24 protein-coding genes are annotated in these 24,568 nt (G+C 59.3%); 17 read left to right on the top strand and 7 right to left on the bottom strand.

The window, feature by feature from the left end:
* Positions 1-455, top strand: a 455-nt coding sequence (locus tag HJB83_RS06265) for a transposase (RefSeq protein ID WP_221131443.1), incomplete at its 5' end; no start/stop codon positions are given.
* Between the two features lie 76 nt (positions 456-531).
* Here HJB83_RS06265 and HJB83_RS06260 read toward each other — a convergent pair.
* Positions 532-1,413, bottom strand: a complete 882-nt coding sequence (locus HJB83_RS06260; protein ID WP_221115044.1) for an SDR family NAD(P)-dependent oxidoreductase — start codon at positions 1,411-1,413, stop codon at positions 532-534.
* A gap of 125 nt (positions 1,414-1,538) precedes the next feature.
* Here HJB83_RS06260 and HJB83_RS06255 point away from each other — a divergent pair, with 125 nt between their 5' ends.
* From HJB83_RS06255 to HJB83_RS06195, 13 genes are all read left to right on the top strand, one after another.
* Positions 1,539-2,252 (top strand): HXXEE domain-containing protein, encoded by a 714-nt coding sequence (locus HJB83_RS06255; protein ID WP_221159544.1) that lies wholly within the window; start codon positions 1,539-1,541, stop codon positions 2,250-2,252.
* Entirely contained in the window at positions 2,249-2,899 is a 651-nt protein-coding gene (locus HJB83_RS06250; RefSeq protein WP_221115042.1) for a TetR/AcrR family transcriptional regulator, read from the top strand. Before HJB83_RS06255 ends, HJB83_RS06250 begins: the two co-directional genes overlap by 4 nt.
* Positions 2,896-3,507 carry an HXXEE domain-containing protein gene (locus HJB83_RS06245; RefSeq protein ID WP_221131441.1) on the top strand — a complete coding sequence of 204 codons (612 nt, stop codon included), beginning with the start codon at positions 2,896-2,898 and terminating at the stop codon, positions 3,505-3,507. Before HJB83_RS06250 ends, HJB83_RS06245 begins: the two co-directional genes overlap by 4 nt.
* 240 nt (positions 3,508-3,747) lie before the next feature.
* Positions 3,748-4,518 carry an alpha/beta fold hydrolase gene (locus HJB83_RS06240; RefSeq protein ID WP_221131440.1) on the top strand — a complete coding sequence of 257 codons (771 nt, stop codon included), beginning with the start codon at positions 3,748-3,750 and terminating at the stop codon, positions 4,516-4,518.
* 570 nt (positions 4,519-5,088) lie between these two features.
* Positions 5,089-6,282 carry a plasmid partitioning protein RepA gene (gene repA / locus HJB83_RS06235; RefSeq protein ID WP_221115039.1) on the top strand — a complete coding sequence of 398 codons (1,194 nt, stop codon included), beginning with the start codon at positions 5,089-5,091 and terminating at the stop codon, positions 6,280-6,282.
* Positions 6,283-6,285: 3 nt separating this feature from the next.
* Positions 6,286-7,287: a plasmid partitioning protein RepB gene (gene repB / locus HJB83_RS06230; protein WP_221115038.1), complete on the top strand. Its 1,002-nt coding sequence runs from the start codon at positions 6,286-6,288 to the stop codon at positions 7,285-7,287.
* A gap of 154 nt (positions 7,288-7,441) precedes the next feature.
* Positions 7,442-8,746 carry a plasmid replication protein RepC gene (repC, locus tag HJB83_RS06225; protein ID WP_221131439.1) on the top strand — a complete coding sequence of 435 codons (1,305 nt, stop codon included), beginning with the start codon at positions 7,442-7,444 and terminating at the stop codon, positions 8,744-8,746.
* 104 nt (positions 8,747-8,850) lie between these two features.
* On the top strand, positions 8,851-9,735 hold the full coding sequence (locus HJB83_RS06220; RefSeq protein ID WP_221131438.1) for a dihydrodipicolinate synthase family protein: 885 nt from the start codon (positions 8,851-8,853) through the stop codon (positions 9,733-9,735).
* Between the two features lie 7 nt (positions 9,736-9,742).
* On the top strand, positions 9,743-10,420 hold the full coding sequence (locus tag HJB83_RS06215) for a GntR family transcriptional regulator (protein WP_204330037.1): 678 nt from the start codon (positions 9,743-9,745) through the stop codon (positions 10,418-10,420).
* A 56-nt stretch (positions 10,421-10,476) separates the two neighbouring features.
* Positions 10,477-11,805, top strand: coding sequence for an ABC transporter substrate-binding protein (locus HJB83_RS06210; protein WP_221131437.1), 1,329 nt, complete (start codon positions 10,477-10,479; stop codon positions 11,803-11,805).
* Positions 11,805-12,746 carry a carbohydrate ABC transporter permease gene (locus HJB83_RS06205; RefSeq protein WP_207584780.1) on the top strand — a complete coding sequence of 314 codons (942 nt, stop codon included), beginning with the start codon at positions 11,805-11,807 and terminating at the stop codon, positions 12,744-12,746. Before HJB83_RS06210 ends, HJB83_RS06205 begins: the two co-directional genes overlap by 1 nt.
* The gene (locus HJB83_RS06200; protein WP_221115034.1) at positions 12,746-13,561 is read left to right on the top strand and encodes a carbohydrate ABC transporter permease; all 816 of its coding nucleotides are present in this window, start codon (positions 12,746-12,748) and stop codon (positions 13,559-13,561) included. Before HJB83_RS06205 ends, HJB83_RS06200 begins: the two co-directional genes overlap by 1 nt.
* 120 nt (positions 13,562-13,681) lie before the next feature.
* Entirely contained in the window at positions 13,682-14,668 is a 987-nt protein-coding gene (locus tag HJB83_RS06195) for a sugar kinase (RefSeq protein WP_221131448.1), read from the top strand.
* 36 nt (positions 14,669-14,704) lie between these two features.
* Here the strand turns inward: HJB83_RS06195 and HJB83_RS06190 are convergent, their stop codons facing one another.
* The 3 genes from HJB83_RS06190 to HJB83_RS06180 all read right to left on the bottom strand — a co-directional run bounded on the left by HJB83_RS06190 (position 14,705) and on the right by HJB83_RS06180 (position 17,895).
* Positions 14,705-15,550 carry a carbohydrate ABC transporter permease gene (locus HJB83_RS06190; RefSeq protein WP_221131436.1) on the bottom strand — a complete coding sequence of 282 codons (846 nt, stop codon included), beginning with the start codon at positions 15,548-15,550 and terminating at the stop codon, positions 14,705-14,707.
* A 5-nt stretch (positions 15,551-15,555) separates the two neighbouring features.
* A complete protein-coding gene (locus HJB83_RS06185; RefSeq protein ID WP_207584783.1) occupies positions 15,556-16,494 on the bottom strand; it encodes a carbohydrate ABC transporter permease in 939 nt (312 codons plus the stop codon).
* A gap of 153 nt (positions 16,495-16,647) precedes the next feature.
* Positions 16,648-17,895 (bottom strand): sugar ABC transporter substrate-binding protein, encoded by a 1,248-nt coding sequence (locus HJB83_RS06180; RefSeq protein WP_207584784.1) that lies wholly within the window; start codon positions 17,893-17,895, stop codon positions 16,648-16,650.
* A 526-nt stretch (positions 17,896-18,421) separates the two neighbouring features.
* On the opposite strand from HJB83_RS06180, the gene HJB83_RS06175 reads away from it, so the two are divergent.
* A complete protein-coding gene (locus HJB83_RS06175; RefSeq protein ID WP_207584785.1) occupies positions 18,422-19,456 on the top strand; it encodes a LacI family DNA-binding transcriptional regulator in 1,035 nt (344 codons plus the stop codon).
* 7 nt (positions 19,457-19,463) lie between these two features.
* Here the strand turns inward: HJB83_RS06175 and HJB83_RS06170 are convergent, their stop codons facing one another.
* Positions 19,464-20,399 carry an alpha/beta hydrolase gene (locus HJB83_RS06170; protein ID WP_221131435.1) on the bottom strand — a complete coding sequence of 312 codons (936 nt, stop codon included), beginning with the start codon at positions 20,397-20,399 and terminating at the stop codon, positions 19,464-19,466.
* A complete protein-coding gene (locus HJB83_RS06165) occupies positions 20,396-21,544 on the bottom strand; it encodes a Gfo/Idh/MocA family protein (protein WP_221131434.1) in 1,149 nt (382 codons plus the stop codon). The genes HJB83_RS06170 and HJB83_RS06165 overlap by 4 nt, the downstream gene beginning before the upstream one ends.
* Before the next feature lie 282 nt (positions 21,545-21,826).
* Here HJB83_RS06165 and HJB83_RS06160 point away from each other — a divergent pair, with 282 nt between their 5' ends.
* On the top strand, positions 21,827-22,645 hold the full coding sequence (locus tag HJB83_RS06160; RefSeq protein WP_221131433.1) for a sugar phosphate isomerase/epimerase: 819 nt from the start codon (positions 21,827-21,829) through the stop codon (positions 22,643-22,645).
* A gap of 93 nt (positions 22,646-22,738) precedes the next feature.
* Here the strand turns inward: HJB83_RS06160 and HJB83_RS06155 are convergent, their stop codons facing one another.
* Positions 22,739-23,500, bottom strand: a complete 762-nt coding sequence (locus tag HJB83_RS06155; RefSeq protein WP_221131432.1) for a DeoR/GlpR family DNA-binding transcription regulator — start codon at positions 23,498-23,500, stop codon at positions 22,739-22,741.
* Between the two features lie 264 nt (positions 23,501-23,764).
* Between HJB83_RS06155 and HJB83_RS06150 the strand changes: the two genes are divergently transcribed.
* Positions 23,765-24,565, top strand: a complete 801-nt coding sequence (locus HJB83_RS06150; protein WP_221131431.1) for a class I fructose-bisphosphate aldolase — start codon at positions 23,765-23,767, stop codon at positions 24,563-24,565.
* Positions 24,566-24,568: the final 3 nt, after the last annotated feature.

Here is a 24,568-nt window from a genome sequence, read left to right as displayed (position 1 = left end):
AAGCCGAGCTGCGCGGTCTCAACCCCGACGCACGTCTGACTGGAAGGCAGACACGGTCAGCGCTGTTGATCGCTAACATGCGGACCTGGCTGAGCCAACATCGTGCCCGTGTCGCGGGCAAGTCGCCGCTTGGCGAGGCGCTCGCCTACATCGCCAAATACTGGGATGGCCTGTGCGTGTTCCTGACCGACGGCCGCGTCGAGATCGACAACAACAGCGTCGAAAGAACGATCCGACCGATAGCGCTAAACCGCAAGAACGCTCTGTTTGCTGGCCATGACGCTGGGGCGGAGAACTGGGCGACCATCGCCTCGCTGGTCGAGACGTGCAAGCTCAATGATGTCGATCCATTCACATATCTGAGCGCTACGCTCACTGCCATCGTAGAGGGTCACAGGCAGAGGCACATCGAAGAACTTCTGCCGTGGAACTATCGGGCGGAACAACACATATAAAGAAGGCCATCATGAACCAGTGTCCAAGCGTTCGCAGAGAAGCTCCACCAGTTATGCTCTCCGAGAACCCTTGGTTTCATCGAAGAGTTTGCGCTCCATCGACGGTCAGAGAGGTTCCGTTCACATAGCTCGCCAGATCAGACGCCATGAACAGTACGGCCTTGGCAAGGTCGTCAGGATACCCGGTTCGGCCGAGCGGCATGTTGCCCAAATGCTCGGCCAAGCCGCCCTTCTGCAGCAATTCCTGTTGCTTGGCGAGCGTCAGCGGAGCGTCGGTCGGCGCATCCGAAAACGGTGCCTTGGTCGCGCTATTCTGCATCATGGCAATCCGCTCGGCGGTCATCGTTGCACCCGGAATGACCGCGTTGACCTGAATACCGTGTGGCCCGAGTTCCACCGCCATCGATTGCGTTACTGCCATCAGTCCGGATTTCGCCGCGCCGTAGGGGGCGAGGAAGCCGGTGGGTTTGAATATCTCTGTCGAGAGCACATTGATGATGCGTCCGCCATGACCGGCCTGGATCATTTCGAGTGCCGCCAACTTGGAGAGAAAGAACGGACCCTTCAGATCAGTATCGACGGTCTGATCCCAAATCTCCTCAGTCATTTCGACCGAAAGGCGCGGTGGGAAGACGGCGGCGTTGTTGACCAGAATATCGACGCCGCCGAGCTTGCTGACCGTAAAATCGATCACACGCTTCGCGTCTTCCATTTTGCTGGCGTCGGCCTGCAAACCGATGGCACGCCCGCCGAAGGCCGACACCTTTTCCTCGATCTTGGTGAGGGCTTCCTGGCCTCGCGCCGTTACGACGACTTCGGCACCCGCCTGGGCGAGCCTCAGCACGATGGCTTCGCCAATCCCGCGCGTTCCACCCGTGATAATGGCACGGCGGCCTTTCAGGGAAAGCAGGTCTTCAAACGGGGTAGATTCAGGTATGGCGAAAACAGGAGTGGTCATAGCTTGTTCCTTTGCGGATGGCGATGAACGATCAGTTCTCGTAATTGACTTCAGAGTCATTTATGCTCTCTTCAAGTCAAATCGTCAATGCAAGGCCCGTTTGTAGCATCGAGACAGGAGTTCACATGCCCTTTGGATGGTTCGATATGAACTGGCCGTGGATCGGGCTATTCATTGCAGCGATCCTCCTCGTGGTGCTGTTCGGGACTGATGCGCTACGCGGCGAAAGAAGCGAGTCGCGTTGGCGTGATCCCCGACGGCTGGCCTGGCTTGCTCCCGCCGGGTACATGCTCCACCAGACGGAGGAGTATGGCGTCGACATGCTCGGGCAGTTCTTCGCATTTCCTAATCTCGTCTGCGCGACATTCGGGCAACCGCCCTATCCGGACTGTGCTTACCCTCCGTCCCTGTACGTCGCGATCAACATTCCGGTGATCTGGATCGCAGGCCTGATCTGCGCGTTGCTGAGCCGCCGGTATCCGCTTGTCGGCCTCGGCCTCTACGGTGTCCATTTCGTCAATGCGTTGTCCCATATCGGCATGTTTGCAGCGACGGGCGACTACAATCCAGGCGTCCTCACGGCGTTCGTCGTGCTGCTTCCGCTGTCTGTCTGGGTCGCCTTCGCCACCTGGAAGAACCCGCTCATCGGAAGATCTGGCATCGCTACCATCTTTCTGGCCGGGCTACTGGTGAACGGCGTGTTGGCTGCATCATTGGTGGCTTTCTCGCGGGGCCTGATCTCGGGCGACACGCTGATCGGCATTCAACTGTTCAACTTCCTGTGGTCGCCACTCATTCCATGGCTAAAGGACTGGCATTCGCAGCAGGGTCGCCGATGACAGACGCGAAACCAAAGTGGAACCGCCGTAAAGACGCTCGACCTTCCGAGATCGTCGATGCTGCGATGGCGCTGTTTGCGGAAAACGGGTTTGCCAACACCAAACTCGACGACGTGGCACGGCGGGCGGGCGTCGCGAAAGGCACGCTGTATCGCTACTTCGATACCAAGGAGGCTCTGTTTCGTGCAGTTGTCCAACACCTGCTCACCAACCATCTTGAAGTGGTCGAGAAAGCTGGCAAGGCCTTTGAAGGGTCGCTCGCCGAATTCGTGCCGATGCTGCTCAAACGGGCCGCTCAAAGCCTGGGCGATGATCGTCTGCCCGGTCTGGCCCGCGTGATGCTTGCCGAAGGCCGTGCCTTCCCCGATCTGGCCGCCGTCTGGCATGATGAACTGGCGGCACGAATGCTCGATCTCATTGCAGGCATGGTCGCCAAAGCGCAGGACAGAGGCGAAGTGAGGCCGGGCGATCCAAGGCTGTATGCCTTTTCGATAATCGGCCCGATCTCGGTGGCACTCCTCTATCACGAGGCGTTCGGTTCGAGGGCCAATGCGCCCGATCTTGAAGCCCTCGCCAGCCAACACGCGGAAACGATCCTGCGCGGCATGGCCGCATCAATTCCCGACCAGAAGGAACCCACGCCATGATCCGATTCATTCTCGAACGAAATCTCTACGTCATGGCCGCGCTCGGCGTCGGCGTGGCAATCTATGTCAGCGTGAACTGGGAGGCACTAACCGTCCTTCAGAGAATGTCCGGCCTGTTCTTCATCGGACTGGTCATGCACCTGTGGGAGGAAGGGCGGTTTCCCGGCGGCTTCGTGGAACTGATCACCGAGCATCTCCACTTCACGGCCAGCAGCCGCTGGTTTGGAGAAGTCGTCACGGCCGCCTACGTGCTGGTCATCGCCTTTGTGCCACTGTTCTTTCCAAATGTCCCGTTTCTCGCAATGTCCGCGATGATGCTCGGCATCATGGAAGTGGTGATGCATACGGCTATGATCAGAATGTTTCGGATGAAGCACTTCTATTCGCCCGGCTTGGTCACGGCAGCCTTCGTACTGTTTCCGATCTCTCTTTACACCTTCATTTACGTGATCCAGCACGACCTTATGCGCCCGCTCTGGTGGCTGTTTTCGTTCCTTTACATGCTGTTTGGTCTCATGATTGCGCAACAGGTCGTTATCCGTGCGAGCGGCGTTAAGTACGCGGACTTTCTGAAGACCGTTCGAGCGGCCATCATGACTCGACGATGACCGCAACCGGCGCACATTTGTCGCGTCCTTCAACGCCATCGACCTCCGGAGTAACTCCCGTTGCTAATCCATAGAGTCGATCACGGATTAGGGCAGCCAGCGCAATGTGGCATCGGAACACCGGTTACCGTGAACACGAGGCAAAGGCAATTTCAAATCAAAGTGAATATGGAATTTAGGGCTTGCCTTTGTGGATGGTTGTGCATAATTTAATCGTACACGATACAAAGGAGTTTGATGATGGTGAAGATGTTTGTCGCCGCCGCCGCAATGACCGTAGCTGGCCTTTTGCATGCCAACGCGGCCGAAAAGCCGACGGTTGTACTTGTTCATGGCGCATTTGCCGATGCCTCCAGTTGGAATGGCGTGATCACACGTCTGGAAAAGGATGGATATCCGGTGGTGGCGGTCGCTAATCCGCTTCGAAGCGTCACGTCCGATGGCGATTATGTGCGCAAAGTGGTCGCCGGATTGAAGACCGACGTTGTTCTCGTCGGTCACTCCTACGGTGGCGTAGTCATCAACGAGGCAGCAGCACACAGCGCGAACGTTAAATCGCTGGTCTTCGTCGCGGCCTTCGCGCCCGATGTTGGAGAAACGGCGCTCGCGCTTTCAGGTAAGTTTCCAGGAAGCACGCTCGCACCCACCCTTGCCGAACCGGTGCTGTTGGATGGTGGAGTAAAGGATCTGTACATCAAGCAGGGCGAGTATCACGATCAATTCGCCGCAGATGTATCTAAGGCGGAGGGCAAGCTGATGGCCGCAACGCAGCGTCCGATCACGGATAAGGCTCTTGGCGAGGCTTCAACTTCGGCGAGCTGGAAGAATATCCCTTCCTGGTTCGTTTACGGCGATGCGGATAAAAACATACCGCCGGCAGCGCTTGCATGGATGGCGGAAAGAGCGGGCTCCAAAGAGACGGTTGTGGTTAAAGGTGCGTCCCACGTCGTAATGGTTTCTCATCCCGATAAAGTAGCGAAGGTCATCGAAGACGCTGCGTCCAACAAATAAGCGGTACGGTCCCGCGGCCGGATCAACATTGGTCCGGTCGTGGTGTGACAAAAGCTTGATTGCAGAACGTTAGCCATCGAACATGCCGCCTCCAGCGTTATTCGTTGCATTCTCCCCCGGTTCGTCGACCGCCCCGCGCAATGGTGAGCATAGTCTCGCCCATGGCGCGGGGCATTTGCCGACGATATTGCCTCATGTAGGCTTGGCCGCGGTCTGTGCGGAACGGATGATTTCCATCGGGCGACCGGCCAGGCGCCAGCGGACGCTACACGATTTCCGGCTATCGTCTCGACCCGACCGACGCGAGGTTTTCCGCCCGCTGGCTTCTCCGGGTCAAATTCGATGAATTCATGTGCATAACGACGGCATTGGCCTTGCTCTTCTGCAGCTCGGGTGGGCGCAAATTCCGCCGATTGGTCCGCCAAATCGCCAGCTTCCCGCGGCCGTTTCGCATGCCTCGACATGCCTTTTGGTTAAGCATTTGTAATTCAGTCACGAATCGCGGCATATAGTAACTGCGCAACTGGGGCGCTTTCGTTCAAAATTGCGCAGTTATTTGGGAAACAGATCATGCAGCCGAGTCTTGCTCTTCAGGACGATCAAGAGCATCTCCCTTCGCTTCTGGCAACAGATGCGAAGGAGTTGTCCTATCAACTTCAGCAGCATCAGGCAAAAATCTTCCCGCCGCTTTCCCAAAAGACCATCAGAACATTTTCGCCGGCGGAAGCTGCGTCCTTTATCGGCATCGGCGAAGGTTATCTCCGGCAGGTGGCTGCCGATGGCCATGGGCCCGATCCGCTGGCCAACGGACGGCGTCTCTATAGCGCAACGGATATGGATCGGATTCGCCGGGTTCTTGACGAGCGAAACGGAACACCGAAATATGTGCCGGCCCGCAGGCCGGGAGAGAAGCTCCAGATCGTCTCCGTCATGAATTTCAAAGGCGGCTCGGGCAAGACTACGACCGCAGCCCATTTGGCGCAGTTCATGGCGCTCAGGGGTTACCGCGTGCTCGCCGTCGACCTCGACCCGCAGGCCTCGTTGTCGGCTCTTTTCGGCCATCAGCCGGAATTCGACGTCGGTGAGGGCGAAACCATATACGGCGCCATCCGCTATGAGGATCCGCGCCCAATCGCCGACATCGTGCGCGCCACCTATACGCCCAATCTGCATCTCATTCCAGGAAATCTCGAGCTGATGGAGTTCGAGCACGAGACGCCGAAGGCGATGTCGTCGGGTAAAGCGGAGACGATGTTCTTCGCCCGCATTGGCGAGGTCCTGACCGAGATCGAAAGTCTTTACGACGTCGTCGTCATCGACTGCCCGCCGCAGCTGGGGTTCTTGACGATGTCGGCGCTCTGCGCAGCGACCTCGGTGTTGATCACGGTCCATCCGCAGATGCTCGACGTCATGTCGATGTCGCAGTTTCTGACGATGACGAGCGAGCTGATGTCGGTCGTGGAGAAGGCCGGCGGGCGCACCAGCTATGACTGGATGCGCTATCTCGTGACGCGCTTCGAGCCGAACGACGGGCCGCAGAGCCAGATGACTGGCTTCATGCGGGCGATCTTCGGTAACCGAATGCTCCACAACGCCATGGTGAAGTCGACAGCAGTCGCCGACGCTGGCGTCACCAAGCAGACCCTTTACGAGGTCGAGCGGTCGCAGTTCACCCGCGGAACCTATGATCGGGCGCTGGAGTCCCTCAACTTGGTGAATAGCGAGATCGAGGCGCATCTTCGCTCCACCTGGGGAAGGAAATAGTCGATGGCGCGCAAGAACCTCATCGAAATCTCTGCTCCGAGCCCGGCTAGGGTGGAAATGGTCCTACCGCGCGACAATCGCCCGATCGCCGGGTTCGTGCCGCAGGAGCGCAGCGCGGCGCCAGTCGGCGGCATTACCAAGACGCTGGGCAATATTACGGAGAAAATGGAGCGGGCGAGTGAACTGGAACGGCAGCTTGCCGCCGGCCAGACCATCGTCGAGCTCGATCCCGCCCTGATCGACGCCTCCTTCGTCAGCGATCGATTGGCGATCGACGCGACGGAACTCGCGCAGCTTGTCGAGCAGATCCGCGAGCACGGTCAGCAGGTTCCGATCCTCATCCGTCCGCATCCCGAAACCAAGGGACGGTATCAGGTTGCCTACGGCCATCGTCGTCTGGCCGCCACTCGAGTAATCGGCATCAGGGTGCGCGCTGTCATCCGCGAGCTCACGGACGGTCAACTGGTCGTCAGCCAGGGGCAGGAAAACAGCGCTCGAACCAATCTTTCCTACATCGAGCGCGCGCTCTTCGCATCGAGGCTCGAAGAACGGAGCTTCGGCCGCGATGTGATCATGGCGGCTCTCGCCGTCGATAAGGCGGCGCTGTCGAGAATGCTGATCGTCATACGGCAGGTTCCCCTTGATCTCGTCAATGCCATCGGCGCGGCGCCCGATATCGGTCGTCGGCGGTGGTTGGAGCTGGGCGAGCGGCTTGAAGGTGCCGACATCGAGAAAATCATCGCCGAGTTGTCCGCGGACGACGCTCGAAAAATCTCGAGCGACGAGCGGTTTCACCGGGCGCTCGTGCTGGCTACCAGACGGACGGCGTCGGCGAAACCGACGATTGCCCAAACCCAGCTTAGCGGCGTGCCGGTGATGATCAAAACGACAGCGTCCGGTGCGACCTTCGTCTTTGACGGCAAGACCGCACCCGGTTTCGATCAGTTCGTCCAGGAAAGGCTGAAGGGCCTGTTCCAGGAGTTCAACAAGGACAGAGGAGCGTAGCGCGCAAAAGAAAAAGGCCCCCAACGACGCCGTCGTGGAAGCCCTTCTCAGATCTTAAGCACATCGAGAATCGCATTTCCACGAATCACAGTCAAGCGTCTTAGGCACCAAATTGGTGGATGGTTTTCTTTTGCCTGAACGAAGGTGAAGGCAAATGGAGAGTGGATATGTGACGACGCCCTTTGGGCGGCGGCCGATGTCACTTGGCATGCTGGCAAGCCAGCAACTGGCCGAGACCATCGAGCCGGGAATGAAACGCAGCAAGTGGAAGCTGTTTCGGGCAATCTGCGAGGCGCGGCCGTCGCTCGGCGTGACCGATCGAGCGCTGACGGTGCTCGACGCGCTTTTGACCTTTTACCCCGATGATGAAATCTCTGAGGAGAAGGGCCTGATCGTCTTCCCGTCGAATGCGCAGCTTTCGCTTCGCGCTCGCGGAATGACGCCGGCGACGCTGCGGCGGCATCTGGCGGTTCTGGTCGAGTCCGGCCTGATCCTGCGCAAGGACAGCCCGAATGGAAAGCGCTATGCCCGCCGCGACGGGGCAGGGGCCATCGGCGAAGCCTTCGGCTTCAGTATCGCGCCGCTGCTCGCACGCGCGGCCGAGATCGAAAGCCTGGCCGCCCAGACGGTCGCCGACCGGGAACTGCTGAGAGCGACCCGAGAGCGCCTGACGGTTTGCCGACGTGATATCTCCAAACTGATTTCGGTGGCGCTCGACGAAGCGATTCCGGGCGACTGGGAGACGATGACGCTGATGTTTCGCGCACTTGTCGCGAGAATTCCGCGCGTGGCGACAGTCGAAAGCCTGGCTTCTGTGCTCGACGAGATGGGCCTCTTGCGTGACGAAGCCGTCAACCTGCTGGAAAGGCATGTAAAAAGACAAAAAACAGACGCCAATGAGTCTCACATTGAGCGTCACAAACAGAATTCAAACCCCAACTCCAACTATGAACTTGAACCAAGCTTCGAAACGAAGCAGGGCGAAAGCGCTGTGGCCGATAATGAGCCGAACGCCGGACCGCCTGACGAGCGAAGACTGGAGCAGCCGAAGCTTTCCGGCAGGATGAGCAACGGAGCGGGAGGCGCGGCCGATCCGGTGGCCGCGCCGAGCCTGAAATCCTTCCCGCTCGGCCTCGTTCTGCAAGCCTGCCCTCAAATCCTTGACTATGGTCCCGGCGGAGCCATCGGCAACTGGCGAGATCTGATGTCGGCGGCGGTGATCGTACGCTCGATGCTCGGCGTCAGTCCCTCGGCCTATGAGGAAGCCTGCTTAGGCATGGGGCCGGAAAATGCCGCGACGGTGATTGCCTGCATCCTGGAGAAGGGAGGGCATATCAATTCTCCTGGGGGTTATCTCAGGAATCTGACCCGAAGGACAGAGCGGGGCGAGTTTGCAATCGGCCCGATGCTGATGGCGCTCGTGCGGGCAAGCGGAGCAACAGCAAGGCATGTTGGATGAGGGACCGGGAGCGGCAATCGCATAACGATTGAGGATGCAATCACCTCTTTACAACTAACATGTCACTCTGCTACGTCTAGCCTCAATCATTGGAGGAAGCATATTTGACCCAGAAATTTGGGCTGTCAGTCGCTCTCGCCACGCCGTTCGGCAACAATGGCGATATCGCCATCGATGTTATGATCGAGCAGGCAAAGCGAAGCCTCGCTGCCGGATGCTCGAGCGTAACGCTGTTCGGAACGACGGGTGAAGGTTCGTCCATCGGAACGCAGGAACGTGAACGTGTTCTGGCTTCCATGATCGAGAGTGGGATAGAAGCGAGCAAAATCGTCGTCGGCGTGCTGGTCGACGCCGCCGAGGATGCGGCGTCGCAGGCAGGTCGTGCGCTTTCCAAGGGGGTTCGCAACATTCTGCTTGCTCCCCCTTCCTATTTCAAGAACGTCAGTGACGACGGCCTGTTCCAGTGGTTTTCGGCTGTGTTCGCCACCCTCGGCGTCAAGGCGCGAGACATTATCGTCTACAACATCCCCTCGGTCACCATGGTTCCGCTGACCGTATCGCTGATCGGCCGGCTGCGGGCAGCCTTTCCCGATGTCGTCATAGGCGTCAAGGACTCCTCCGGCGACTGGCCTTTTACGGAAACACTGTTGAAAGCGCATGGCGATCTCGTCATCCTGGTGGGGGACGAACGTCATCTGGCGAAGGGCGTGCGGCTTGGCGGCCAGGGTGCAATCTCGGGCATGGCGAATTTCGTACCGCGCGAAGTCAAGCTGATGGCGGAGGAAGGCAAGGATGATTCCCGCATCGAGGACTTCGTCGCCGAACTGCTGAAATTTCCGGTGACGGCTGCCGTAAAGGTCATGGTCGCGCAACTGACGTCGGATGATATATGGCTTGCTGTTCGTCCGCCGCTCGTTTCAATATCCGCGGAAGGGCAGGCGGAACTCGCTCTCGCTTTCGATGGTCTTTTCCGCTCGAAGGCGGCATAGGGCAAAGATGTTTCTGGGAGAGGCGATGGACGGCACAGACGAGCAGCCGACACTCCGGGAAAAGGCGTATGAGAGCTTCACGCGCCACCTTCTTGCGCGTGATGTGCGCCCCGGTCAGTTCGTTTCGCAGCGCCGCCTCGTCGAGTTGACAGGACTGACACTTGGCGCCATCCGAGAGCTCATTCCGAGGCTGGAAGCCGAAGGGCTGATCAAGACTGTGCCTCAGCGCGGCTTACAGATCGCCCATATCGACCTTAATCTCATTCGCGAGGCGTTCCAGCTGCGCGTTTTCCTGGAGAAGGAAGCTGTTGCGCTTTTCACCCGCTCTGCATCTGACGAGACGGTCGCCAGACTTTTGAAGCAGCATCGCGATATCGCCGATGCCATTCGCGGCGGCGATGGATCGCACGAATTGGAACTGCACGCGCAGGCCGTCGATTGGGGCATGCACGACGCTTTTATCGATGCCTTGGGAAATACCATCATTTCGAACGCCTACCGGGTAAACTCGATCAAGATGCGCCTGATCAGTCAGGATCGTTTTCGCATCGACGGTCACGTCGGACCTGTCATGGGTGAGCACCTGAAGGTGCTCGAGGCGATCGAACGACGATCGGCGGAGGACGCCGTCAACAGCCTTGTCGCACATATCAATCATGCAAGAGATCGTGCGCTCAGGATATAATCGGAAAATAAGCAGCCGGGGGTGAGGAGATCGCCGGCAAGAGGAGGAGCAATCAAATGTCATCGTTTTTGAATCCGACGAGGCGCGGCTTTCTGGCGGGGACCGCCGCTTTTGGAGCCAGCAGCATGCTCGGCATGCGGTCGGCATCCGCTGCCGTTGATTGGAAGCGCTTTGCCGGGACGACACTCGAAGTCAACCTGGTCAAGAGCCCGCGCAGCGAGACGCTCGTCAAATACCTGTCCGAGTTCGAGGAACTCACCGGCATCAAGGTCAATGCCGAAGCGACGCCCGAACAACAGCAGCGCCAGAAGACGACCATCGAGCTCAGCTCGGGCAAGCCGAGCTTCGACGTCGTCCACATGAGCTACCATGTGCAGAAGCGGCAATTTGAAAAGGGCGGCTGGCTTGCCGATATCAGCGGCTTTCTCAAGGATTCGTCCCTGACCGATCCGTCGCTCACGGAAAGCGATTTCGCCGAAGCCGGCCTGACCTTCGCCAAGGATTCTGGCGGCGTTCTGCGCTCGCTTCCGTTCTCTGTCGATTACTGGATCATCTACTGGAACAAGGCGCTGTTCGAGAAGAAGGGGCTGTCCTATCCGACGACGTTCGAAGAACTGGTAAGTGCGGCCGAAGCACTCACCGATCCGTCGACCAATACCTACGGCTTCGTCGCCCGCGGCCTGAAGAACGCCAATACGCCGGTCTGGACGTCGCTGCTGCTCGGCTATGGTTCGAGCCCGCTCGGCCCCGATGGCAAGCTGCGCACGACATCGCCAGAAGCGATCGACGCAGCCAAGCTTTACCAGAAACTAATGACCAAGACCGCCCCTCCCGGCGTCTCCGGCTTCAACTGGGCCGAGGCGCAGTCGGCCTTCCTGCAGGGCAAGATCGGCATGTGGCTGGACGGCGTCGGTTTTGCTCCGCCGATCGAGAATCCGGAAAAGTCGCGTGTCGTCGGCCAGGTCGGTTACGGTGTGATGCCGAAAGGCCCGAAAGCACAGGCCGCAGGCACATTCGGCGACGGCCTTGGTGTCGTTGCGGCAAGCAAGAACAAGGAAGCAGCCTACCTCTTCTGCCAATGGGCGATTTCCCACGACATGGGCGCACGCCTGCTGCAGGCCGGTGCCGGCGTTCCTTTCCGCCAGTCGATCCTTGCGGATGCCAAGGTTCGCGAAGGTGTCAAGATGCCGGCCGCATGGCTTGATGCGGTTGCGGGTTCCGGCAAGATCTCGCAGCTCGCGCTGCCGGTGATCATTCCGGTCACCGAGTTCCGCGACATCTATGGCGTCGGTCTTACCAACATGATCGGCGGCGGCGATCCAGAGACCGAACTCAAGGCAGCGACGGCACAGTTCGAACCCGTCCTGGCGAAGAGCGAGGGATAATGGCCTCGGCAAGCATCGAAACGGCCGCAGCGGCCAAGGCCGCCTCGAAGGGAAGGAGCAACGCTGGTCGCGTTGCTCCCAACTACTGGCCCTTCGTCATTCCGGCGCTGATCGTCATTGCGGCCGTCATCGTTTTTCCATGGGTGTTTACCCTTTGGATGAGCGTCAACAGCTGGACGCTTGGCCAGTCCCAGGTCTTTGCAGGACTGGACAATTACGCCCGCCTGGCCGTGGACATGCGCTTCTGGGAGTCGCTCTGGCATACGGTGCTCTACACGACGCTCTCGGTGGTGGCGCCGCTCTTTCTAGGGACGCTCGCCGCGTTGATTTTCGATACGCAATTTCCGCTCCGCGGTCTTCTGCGCGGTATATTCGTGATGCCGATGATGGCGACGCCCGTCGCCATCGCTCTCGTCTGGACCATGATGTTCCACCCGCAGCTCGGCGTCCTCAATTATCTTCTATCCTTGATCGGCATCGGCCCTCAGGAGTGGATCTATAATCAGACCAGCGTCATCCCTTCGTTGGTGCTGGTCGAGACATGGCAATGGACGCCGCTTATCATGCTGATCGTGCTCGGCGGTCTGGCGGCGGTTCCGCGCGAGCCCTATGAAAGCGCCGAAATCGACGGAGCCAATGTCTGGCAGAAATTCCGCTATCTAACCCTGCCGATGATCGCGCCTTTCCTGATGATTGCGGTGATCATCCGCAGCATCGATGCGGTGAAAAGTTTCGATATCATCTATGCCATGACCCAGGGCGGGCCGGGCACGGCGTCGGAAACGATCAATATCTATCTCTACAACACAGCTTTCGCCTATTACGACATCGGCTATGGCTCGGCCATGGCAGTTGTCTTCTTCATCCTCATCGTCCTGCTGTCCTTCGTCCTTTTGATGCTCCGGCAGCGTGCGAACTGGTCTGACGGGGAGGCACGCTGATGAAGCGCAGAACGCTCGATCGTATCGGACTGCTGTTTGTTGCCCTTGTGATGATATCGCCGGTCGTCCTGTTCTTCCTCTGGATGATCTCGCTGTCGCTGAAATATGAAATCGACAGCGGTGCCTATCCGCCGATCTTCATTCCTGAGCGTTTCGCTTGGTCGAACTATCTGAAGGTCTTCGAGGAGAACAACTTCTTCCTGTATCTGTGGAATTCGGTGGTGGTGACAGGTGCCGCCACGCTTCTGGCACTGCTGATCGGCGTGCCGGCCGGATATGGCATCGCGCGCCTGAAGGCCGAGAAGTCGGCGATGGTCATCATGATCGCGCGTATGACGCCCGGCCTTTCCTTCCTGATTCCGCTCTTCCTGCTCTTCCAATGGCTGAACCTGCTCGGCACGCTCCTGCCGCAGATCATCATCCATCTCGTCGTCACAGTGCCGATCGTCGTATGGATCATGATCGGTTATTTCGAGACGACGCCGATGGAACTGGAAGAGGCCGCCAGCATCGATGGCGCCACACCCTGGCAGATTTTCCGCTTGGTCGCTTTGCCGATCGCCAAACCCGGCATTGTCGTCGCCTTCATCCTGTCGGTCATCTTCTCCTGGAACAACTTCGTCTTCGGTATCGTGCTCGCCAGTCGCGAGACCCGCACGCTGCCGGTCGCGGTCTACAACATGCTTTCGTTCGAACAGGTCAGTTGGGGGCCGCTTGCGGCGGCGGCGCTGATCGTCACTTTGCCCGTGCTGATATTGACGGTGTTTGCGCAACGACAGATCGTGGCTGGGCTGACGGCCGGAGCCGTCAAGTGAGCCGGTGAGACGACGGTTTTGGCGACTTCTTCTGCTTTCGCCTGCCTGCTTGACCAGGATGATTTTAGGCCGGTCGGCCTAGAATCTGAATCCTATTCTAAATTAAAGAGTTAGAGCATGATGTCGTCCGAAAACCGCTCGCACTTTTCGGCATCACGCTCGGGTCCGGCGCGCAGCGTTTTATGTGTCGGCGCTGCGGTGCTCGACACGCTGTTTCGTGTGCGCTCGTTGCCGACCGGCCAGGGCAAAATTCTCCCCTACGATATGCTGCAGATCGCCGAGGGTATGGCGTCGAGCGCGGCCTTTGCGGTCGCCCGGCTGGGTGGCAATGCCAACCTCTGGGGTGCGGTTGGCGATGATGCCACCGGCGAACGCATCATTGCGGAGCTCAGCGATAGCGGAGTAGATACGAGCGGTATGGTTCGTGTGGTAGGCGCCCGCTCGGCGGTCTCGACGATCCTTGTCGATGATCAGGGCGAGCGGCTGATTGTGCCCTTCTACGATGCCGGGCTGCACGAGACGGTCAAACCAGTGACAAAACACGACGTGTCTGCTTTCGATGCTGTGCTCGTCGACGTCCGCTGGCCGAAGCTTGCGCTGCGGACGCTGTTCGCAGCCAGAGAGGCCGGCAGGCCAGCCATTCTCGATGGCGACGTTGCGGGCGATGGCGTAATCGAGATGCTTGCACCGGCGGCCAGTCACATCGTGTTTTCACAGCCGGCCGCCGAGCGCCTTACCGGAACTGCGGAGACGGCGAAGGCCGTTGGCCTCCTGAAGCGAAAGTTCGAGCAGGCCTTCATCAGCGTCACATCAGGGGAAAACGGCTCCTTCTGGTTCGATGACCAAACCGGCGAGATTTTCCATCTGGCGGCTCCGAAGGTGAGGGCCGTCGATACGCTCGCAGCAGGCGATATCTTCCATGGCGCTTTCGCTCTGGCGATCGCAGAATGCGTGCCGATCGCCGAGACGATGCGCTTGTCGTCGATGGCGGCGGCGCTGAAATGCCAGGTGTTCGGCGGACGCATCGGTGCACCAACCAGAGCCGAGGTCTGCGATGCCCTCCGCGGTTGGGGCGTCGAGCGGCAATCGTGCGGGCAGGTAGATTAAAAAAGCGATCCGCCCGCGGTATGAGTTTGCGCTCCCTCAGCTTTTGACCGAACCGGCGGTCATGCCCGCCAGGAAGTAGCGTTGAGCAACCAGGTAAAGCACCAGGAGGGGAAGGGAGCCGAGCACGCTCATTGCCATCATTTCATTCCATTCGAAAGCATGCTGGCCCATCAGCAGCTGGATGCCGATCGGAACGGTTCTGAGATTCATCGATTTTGTCAGCGTCAGTGCGAAGAGGAATTCATTCCACGCCAGCAGAAAAGTGTAGACCGCCGTAGCAACAATCCCGGGGATGGAGACGGGCACGATGACGCGCCAAAGTGCCGTCCAGCTCGAACCGCCATCGACGAGAACGGCCTCGTCCAGCTCTTTCGGTAAGGTGTTGAAATAGCCCGTCATCAGCAGGACTGCGTAAGGCAGTGTAAAGACCATATAGGTGAGGATCAGTGCCAGATATGTGTCGAAGATCCTGAAGGCGACTACCATTCCGAAATAGGGGATCAGAAGGGTGATGGGCGGAACGGTCTGCGTGCTGATGATGAAGATGTTCAAGGTATTCTTGAAGCGGAAGGAATAGCGGCTGAAGCCGTAAGCAGTCAGGATAGCGATGACGAGGGTGAGGCAGGTGACGACGCCGGCGACGAAGTAGCTGTTGATGAAGAACCGCACCTTCACCGGATCGTTGAAGATCGTCAGATAGGCGGCCAGGGTAAAATCCTTCGGCAAAAGCCGCGGCGGAAGAGCGAAGATTTCGGTATTCGATTTCAGTGAACTGAAAAACATCCAGACGATCGGGAAGGTCGAAAAGACCAGGCCGATCGCCAGTCCGAGATAGGTCAGGATGGTCGGCAGTGCCGAGTTCTTGAAGGAACGCTTTGCCATGACGGTCACCTTCGCTGCTGGTGTTTGATGTAGAAGTAGGTGACGCTCATCGAAATGATGAGGATGATCATTGCACTCGCCGAAGCCAGCGAAAATTCATATTGGGAGAAGGCGAGCTTGTAGGTGAAGGTGGATAGCACTTCCGTCGAATAGATCGGACCGCCGCCCGTCGTCATCCAGACGAGCGGAAAAACCTGCATCGTCCAGATAAAATCGAGAAGCGCGATGCTGATGATGATCGGCATCAGTTGCGGGATGGTGATGTACCAGAATTTTTCCAGTTCGTTGGCACCATCGATCCCGGCTGCCTCGTAAAGCTCCTTCGAAATGCCTTGGAGACCGGCAAGCAGGCTGACCATATAAAGCGGATAACCCGCCCAGATGTTTGCAAAGGTCAAGGCGTGAATGGCGGTGCGGGTCGAGGAAAACCACTCGACCTTGAAATTGATGATGTGGAGCGCCATCAGCACGCTGTTGACGACGCCGTTCGGATCGAGCAGCAAACGCCAGATGATGGCGATGATCACGGCGGTGAACAGCCAGGGCAGGATGAAGAGCACACGCAGGACGCTCCGAATAAGCGGATCGACGCGGTTGGTGTTCAACAGCAGCGCGAAAGCCAAGCCGATGATGAAGTGGAAGACGACGCTCATGATCGTGAAATACATCGTCTGGGCGACCGACTGCCAGAACACCGGATTTTCGAAGATGGTCAGGTAATTCTGGACCCCTGCGAACGCAGCGTCCTTTTTCATGATGGCGCCGTCCATCAATGAATATTTGAAGACCATCACCATGGGGAACAGCATCAGCAGAACCAGCAGCAGGGTGGCCGGCGACACGTAGAAATACGGCACCAGCTTCCTCAAGGTGCTGTAACGAAGTCTTCCTTTCCTTCGCGCTTTGACTTGCGCAGCGACCAGAGCCGGAGCGGAATGATTCATGAGCTGTGACTTCCCATTATGCGAAGATTTGACGACTTTCACCGGCAGCGCCAGGTCGCTCTGCCGGTGATCTCGTGAAAGCGACGTGCTTTAGTCCTTTGTTTTATGCATGTCGTTATCCCGGAACCGCCGCGCACTTCCGGGCGACATGCATTAGAACTTCGCGAGCCAGACCTTCTCGGTATTGGCAGCCGCATCCTTGGCCGACTGGCCGCCGTCGAACATCTTTTGAACTTCGACGTTCATGTCCCGCATCAGCTCTTCGGCTACCGGAAGGCCGACGAATTCGTTGGCAGGATAGCCGCTCTGGAAGATTTTAAAAGCTTCCGCGAAGATCGGGTCCGATGCCACGAAGTCCGGTTTGGCATGGACGTTGCCGGGGAAGGCGTTGGCAATCGAGACCAGACGGCCATTGACGTCGGGGCTCATCAGATATTCCACAAGCTTCCAGGCTTCTTCCTTGTGCTTGCTGCCGTCGCTGATGCCGATGCCCCAGGACGCATAGGGCATGCCGCGTTTGCCGGTGTAGCCGTCGGTTGCGGGCAGGGCCGAGATGCCGAACTTGAGCTTCGGATTGCGCTCGCGGATAAGGTTCACATGTGCGAGGGAATCGACCATCATGCCGACGCGGCCATTGACGAATTCCTCGACCTTGTCCTGTTCCTTCTTGGCGAAAATGCCGGGAGAAATAACGCCTTCCTTGTTGAGGGAAGCAAGATAGTCGAGCGTGCCGACGACGGCGTCATTTTCAAGATCGGGCTTGCCGTCCTTCATCATCGAGGCGCCGGAGGCCCAGACCCAGGACATCACGTCATTCTGGATTCCGCTCGGGGACTGCAGCGATAGCGGCAGAACCCAACCATACTGGTTCTTCGAGCCGTCGGTCATCTTCTTGGCGGCTTCGGCGAATTCCGTGCGCGTGGTCGGCAATTTGTCGACGCCAGACGCCTTGGCGATATCCAGGTTGACGAAGACCGGGTAGACGAAGGAAGCCAGCGGGAACATCACGCTCTTGCCATCGACCTTGACGATATCGGTGATCTGGCTCTTGTCGTATTTCGCCTTCTCCATCAGTTCGTCCATGGAGGCGATCGCGCCCTGCTTGGCGAGCCCGTTGACCCAGGCGCCATCCAGGCCGACGACGTCGCTGAGGGTTCCGGAGGCGGCGCCGACGACGATCTGGTCACGCGTCGTGGCATAGGGGCCGCTAACCAGCGTCACCTTGATGCCGGGGTTTGCCGCCTCAAAATCGTTCATGATGCCGCGCAGGGCCCCGGACGGCATTTCCGGTTCCCACCATTGAATAAATTCGATGGTGGTGTCGGCAAATGCCGATGTGGCGCAAAGCGCCCATACAGCCACGGCAGCCCGCATCGTCATGCTGAATTTTCTAATATTCATCTGTGCCTCCCATAGATTTCAGTTAATCGATCCTCCTCAAGACCGTAGACAAAGTAGGTTCCCTGAGGCACCTATCTGTCAACGAAGAACTGCGATCGAGAAAGGATGAGAGACCTGCGTTGGCGGCGAATAACAGGATAAGTAACTGACAAGACAGGATAAAATCTACCGTTGGAATCAATTCTTTTTTCAAGCATTTGTGTTGCTTGTGACTCATTTTTTCTTTACTTTCGTAAACAAATGAAAGTTTGCTCAACAAGACGAAACATGGGAAGTGCGTCATCTTCACTGCGAAATTTTCCGATTTGCGGCCTGAAACAAGCGTTTTTGCAGCCACGAGGCGCAGCCGCCGCAAATCGCAGGTGGAGGGAATATTTCGGTTTTCGAAAGGGAGCCGAGTCTGCAATTCCGGGCGCCAAAAACGCTCTGTACAAATTGCCCCATGCGTGATTTGGCGCGTCAGTGGATTTGCCGTTGATGCGAAATCATTTTGATCCGGCGCCTCGTCCCGCCGATAAGGAACTGAATGGCCAAGAAAAGTTATAAATCGATGGACGATTTCGCGACCGCCTCCGGCGTATCGCGTCCGACGCTGTCGAAATATTTCGATGATCCCTCGCAGATCAAGGAGGTGACCCGCAAGCGTATCGAGGCGGCCCTCAAGAAGTCGAATTTCGAGCCGAACCTTTTCGCGCGGCACCTCAATCGCAAGCGGACCAGAAATATCGGGATCCTGGTCCCGACCATGTCGGATCCCTTTTATGTGCAGGTCGTGTCGCTGATCGAGCTGGAGTTGCGCGAAAAAGGCTTCTGGCCGGTCCAGATCTCTTCGCACACGCGGCCGGAGCTGGAGGCCGAGGCGGTGCGGACATTGCTCTCGCTGAAGGTTGCAGGTGCGATCGTGGCGCCGCTCGGAGCCGGCTTGCGCCGCTCCGCGCTGGAAAGACTGAAGGACGCAATCCCCGTCGTCTGCTTCGACAATCCGGCCAGCGGCGACCTTCCTTATGTCGGCAACGACAACGCACAAAGCATGGCAGCCATCGTGCAATATCTCTGCCGGTCCGGTGAGCCGCCGATATTCCTGGAAATTCCGCATCTGACGGAAAACGCCGGCGAGCGGCAGGCGAGCTACCGCGCGACCATGGCAAGGGAAGGGCATTCACCGCTGGTCATCGATTGTGACGCACCACCGTCCTGGGAGTTCGAGCGTCTCGGATACGAGCAGATGCAGAGAATTCTTGCGCGTGGCGGCCTGCCCGGCAAAACACTGCTCTGCGCCAACGACCGCTTCGCTTTCGGCGCCATGGCGGCCGCATTCGCTTCCGGCCTGAAAATCGGGCGCAACGACGGTTGCGACGTGCGCATCGCCGGGCACGACGATCATCCGCTGAGCCGATATACCTGTCCGTCGCTGACGACGATGGCCCAGAACGCGCCGGAGATCGCAGCGAAATCCGTGGAGCTTTTGCTGTCTCATATCGAAAGCGAGGACGAGGGGACGACCCCTTCGATAAAGAGGGTCATCCTGGAAGCAACACTGGTGATGCGCGACTCGGCTTGAGGCGGGCTCAACGCGTGAGCGCCGGGTCCATGGTGCGCCATGCCGTTGCAATGGCTTCAAGAGCCTCTTGCGCCTCCGGAATGGCCCGGCGCTTCGAGACGAAGCCATGGATCTGTCCAGGCCAGGTGTGGCTTGTGGCCTGGGCTTCGGAGCTCAGCCGCTCGGTATAGAGGGCCCCTTCGTCAAACAGCACGTCGTGGCCGGCAAGGATCACGACGGCGGGCGCCACGCCCGCCAGTGACGCGGCGCGAAGCGGCGAGGCCCGCCAGTCGGACCGGCTAGCAGGGTCCGGCAGATAGTGGTCCCGGAACCATCGCATCGCCACTGACGTCAGGCCGAAACCCTCATCGTAACGCAAGTAGCTGTCGGTTGCCTGCAACTGGTCGGTCACCGGATAGATCAGCACCTGACCGATGACAGCCGGCACCTGTCCGTCGCGTGCCAGCAGAGCGATGACGGCGGCGAGATTTCCGCCGGCGCTGTCGCCGCCAACGACAATTCGCGCCGGATCGATGCCGAGTGCAGCAGCCTGATCCGTCATCCAGACGAGCGCGGCTGCGCAGTCTTCGATCGCCGCCGGAAAGGGATGTTCCGGGGCGAGGCGGTAGTCGGGCGAAACCACGACGGCGCCAGCCATATTGGCAAGCGTCCGGCAAATGTCCTCATGGGTTTCCGGCGCGCCGATCACAAAGCCGCCACCATGGATATAAAGCAAGGCGGGAGCCCGCTCGCGCGGCGTTGTGCGGCCGCGCCATATCTTCAGCCGGATGGCGCCGGCATGCCTTTCCAGTATCTCGGCCACATCCTCGAGCGGCCACTGGATGTCTGCGAAACCGTCCAGATATTGTTGCCGCGCCAGCGCCGGCGTGCAGCTTTCCACAGGCTCCTGCGGATCGCCCGGCCACGCAAGTGCGCGTTTTGCGGATTCATCCAGTTGTGTCATGCAAGCAGGCTCCGTGCTTCGTCTTCCCGCAATTCCCTTGGCTGGGCAACAGTACCTGGAATGGTCTGCGCGACACCGGTTTCACCTGCCCGGAGGGTTGCTTCCATGACATCTAGCACATGCAGCGCGAGATCGCCTGAAGCGCGCGGCGTACGGCCTTCGATGATGGCGCGGGCAAGATCGGCAAGACCAAGCATGCGATAGTTGGCGCGGTCCGGTGCTGCGATCGGCCAATTGGCCGCACCGAAGAGTTCGCCTGATGTATCGGTTTCCTGCCAGGGCGCGCCACGGCTGGAGAACGCGACGCGGCCGCCGAAATTGTCCGGATCGGGCAGGCGCAGCGAGCCCTCGGTGCCGTGCAGCTCGATGGGGTGGTTGGAATGGCGGAAGACATCCCAGGAGGTGCCGAAGGTGACCGTGGCGCCGCAATCAAATTCCAGCAGCGACAGCACGCTGGTCGGTGTTCCCACCTTGAACGTGGTGCCCTGTTTCGGCCCTTCGGCGGTAATGAGCCGCTCTTCCTGCCCGCTTGTGGCGACGGCCTGCACACGGCGGATCGGCCCCATGAGATTGACCATCATCGTGAGATAGTAGGGGCCCATGTCCATCACCGGGCCTGCGCCGGCCTGGTAGTAGAAGCTGGGATCGGGATGCCAATGCTCCATGCCGCGGCCCATCATGAAGGCTGTTCCCGTGACCGGCCTGCCGATGGCCCCGGCTTCCATCTGCCGCCGGGCATGGCGTCCGGCCGCCCCCAGGAACGTGTCCGGCGCCGAACCGAGCATGAGGCCCTTTTCGGTGGCGGCATCGACCAGCCGGCGTCCTTCCGCAGCCGTGACGCCCAGCGGCTTCTCGGTAAAGACATGTTTGCCTGCCGACAGCGCCCGCATCGAGACGTCGAAATGCGCAGCCGGGATCGTCAGGTTGAGGATGAGGTCGATGTTCCTGTCGTCAATGAGGGCGTCGACGTCGGCCGCCCGCAGGTTGAACTCGGCGGCGCGGCGCTTGGCGGCATCTGCGTTGATATCCGCACAGGCGGTGATTTCGACGCCGCCAAACAGCGGCGCGTTGCGCATATAGGCGAGCGAAATGCTGCCGCATCCGACAACGCCGATCCTGAGTTTCATATCATTGGTCTGCGCCATGGAAGAACCTGACCTTGCCGTTTTTGATCGGAGAGCTGCGGATGCGCGTTGAATTCGCGAGGAATAAATTATGTTGACGCACGCTAACATTTTACCCTACGAAATGACAAGACGTTGTGAGGCGTAGCAATTCCCCGAGGGAAAACCCCTTCGCTCGGGATATCGATCCCTTCTTGAAGACGGCTTTTCGATAATGCCGGGTACCAGGTGTCCCGATGTCGCCTGCGCCGAGGCTCCGGCTTCGATATCGGCTGTCACCAACGAACAGGTCAGGACCAAGCCATGAACAATGCCGCGCTGAAGATCGGCTGCCAGACATTCACCTGGGAAATGCTGGGCAAAGGGTGGAGCGGTGGGCCGGATGATCTGGTGCGCGCCATCGCCGATGGCGGATATGCCGGTCTTGAGATCACCGACACGATGATCGGTCGCTATGCGCTTGATCCAGCCGGCTTTGCCCGGGTTCTCGCGGATGCCGATTTGACGCTGGTTTCCTTTGCCTTCGGCTCGGGCAGCGGCTTCACGGTGGCGGAAAAGATCGCCTCCGATCTGGAGGCGGCGCGGCGATGGGTGGATTTCGTGGCGAACTTTCCCGGTGCGATGGTGTCGATGGGCTCGGCCACCGTCGTCTCGGATGGTCCGCGCGATGAGAAGTTCGCCATTGCGGCGGAGTGCTATAATCGGGCGACCGAGATTGGACAGTCGGCTGGCGTCACCGTCGCCGTCCATCCTTCCTCGCACCACAACACGCTGCTCTTCACCCGGAACGACTACGACCGGCTGTTTGCTCTCCTGGATTCGCGCGTGGGTTGGGTGCCGGATACCGGCCATATCCTGCGCGGCGGCCAAGAGATCGACGATACGCTGGCGGCTCACCGGGACCGTATTCGCTACGTGCATCTGAAGGATGTCGACGCCGGCGGGGTCTGGGCGATGCTGGGCGAAGGCGTCTGCGACGTGCCCGGCGTGATTTCGGCCGTTCGGGCTGCACCTGAATTTATCGGCTGGATCGTGGTGGAGGAAGAATCGGACCATGCCGGAACCGATCCGGCCGCCGCCGTTCGCTTGAACCGTCAGACGCTTCGACGACTGGGGTTTTAGCCGACCTCGTTCCCCCCGGCATCGGTCAAAGCCCTTGACGCGCGCCAAAAACCTCTCCTGGCTCTGTTCCGACGTGGAGAAGTCGGCTGCAGGTCACGCGTAGCGAACCTCTACGCCAAGCTTGTCCAGCCGGTGACGAATGCCGTGCGGCATGTTGCTGTCGGTGATGATCAGATCGACGCGCGACAGCGAGAAGGCTTTGGAGGAGGCGCCGATATCAAATTTGCTCGAATCCGCCACGAGCACGACACGCCGGGCCATGCGAACCAGATTGCGTTTGGTCCGTGCAATATCCTCGGAGACATCGACGACGTCGAAGGCTTGATCAATCGCATGGGCGCTGACAAAGACCTGGTGGGCGACGAGACCGCCGACCGCCTTGTCGGAATCCGATACGATCGTGCTGACGGTGCTCGGAAACACCCGGCCGCCGATCATGTGCACGTCGAGGCCCGGCCGGTACATCAGATGCTGGGCGATGTTCATCGCCGTCGTCGCGACCACGACGTTGTTGACCGGCGGCATCTGCATGGCGACCTGGAGCAGCGTCGAGCCGCTGTCGAAGACGATGGACTGATTGTCGATGATCTGCCGCGCGGCCATCTGGGCAATGCGCCGTTTTGCATCGAAATTGCGCTGCATGCGTTCCTCGAAGGCTGCGGCCGGCGAGTCGGACGGCAGGGCGATTGCCCCGCCGTGCGTTTTGATCAACTGCTTCTTCGCGTCCATGATTTCGAGGTCGGAGCGGATCGTGACTTCCGAGACCTCGAAGAATTCCGCGAGCTGCCGGGTGCGCGCCTGGCCGACCCGTTGAAGTTCCAGCATGATCTGCTGCCGCCTCTGTTCTGCAAGCATGTGCGATCCCGACTGCCGCGCGCCTCGTTGCGATAAGGCGACTTTTGAAAAACGAAAGACGGCCGTGCGGTCGTACGGCCTATGCTGTAGAAATAGCCACTGCCAGCAAAAAATGCACGTCAAAAATTATCTTTCCGCGTGAAAACGAAAGAATTCGAAATATTGAACATTTGTTTGTTTTCGAGTTAGGATTTTCTCAGCAACGGCGCCGGCAGTCGCAACGCCAGAAATCGCAAAGCCAGAAATAGCAAAGGAAGCCTCGCCATGGGTCTCGGAACCAAAATCCGCCTCGCACGCCTGTTCTCGAATCCATCGGGTCATTTGTTTGGAGGCGCGGTCGATCATTTTGTCGGTTATGGCAATGTCCGGGAGGGCGGGCTTGCCGATCTGCCAGGCGCGCTCAAACGCGTCATGGCGGGAGGCCCCGACTATGTCAGCATCCAGCCCGGCGCGGCCCGCCACCTCTGGTCGGACTATGCCGGAAAGGCAGCCCTCGTCATCCAGGGCGGCTGCTTCACGGCCGACGACCGGATTCGCCAGCTCATCGCGACCCCGGAAGACGCGGTGCGCTATGGTGCGGATGCTCTGGCTGTCGCCATTCCGGTGCGCGGCGCCACCGAAGGAGAGTACATCCGCTGGCTCACCGATACGGTCAACGCCGCCGCCCGCTTCGAGATGCCGGTCGTCGCCCACGTCTATCCCCGTGATTTCTCCGACGGCGGCAAGATCGTGTTCACCCCGGATGAGATTGCCTATGCGGTGCGCATCGGCTTCGAGGCCGGCGTCGACGTGATCAAGGTCGGCTACACCGGCGATTTCGACTCGTTCCGGGAGACCGTTGCCACCTGCCCGATTCCGGTGGTGATCGCCGGCGGCCCGAAGACCGATACGCTGCTTGGCGCGCTCGTCCAGACCTCGGAAGCCTTGCGCGCCGGCGCCAAAGGCGCGGTCGTCGGCCGCAATCTTTGGGGTCACGGCGATACGACCATGGCCGCGCGCGCCTTCAAGTTCGTCATTCATCAGGGGATGGCGCCAGAGGAGGCGCTGGCGGCTGCCGGTGCTTGAGAG

Origin of the sequence: Rhizobium sp. NZLR11, assembly GCF_019685115.1 — a bacterium.
Lineage (GTDB): Bacteria > Pseudomonadota > Alphaproteobacteria > Rhizobiales > Rhizobiaceae > Rhizobium.
This window is presented reverse-complemented; position numbering and strand designations above follow the sequence as displayed.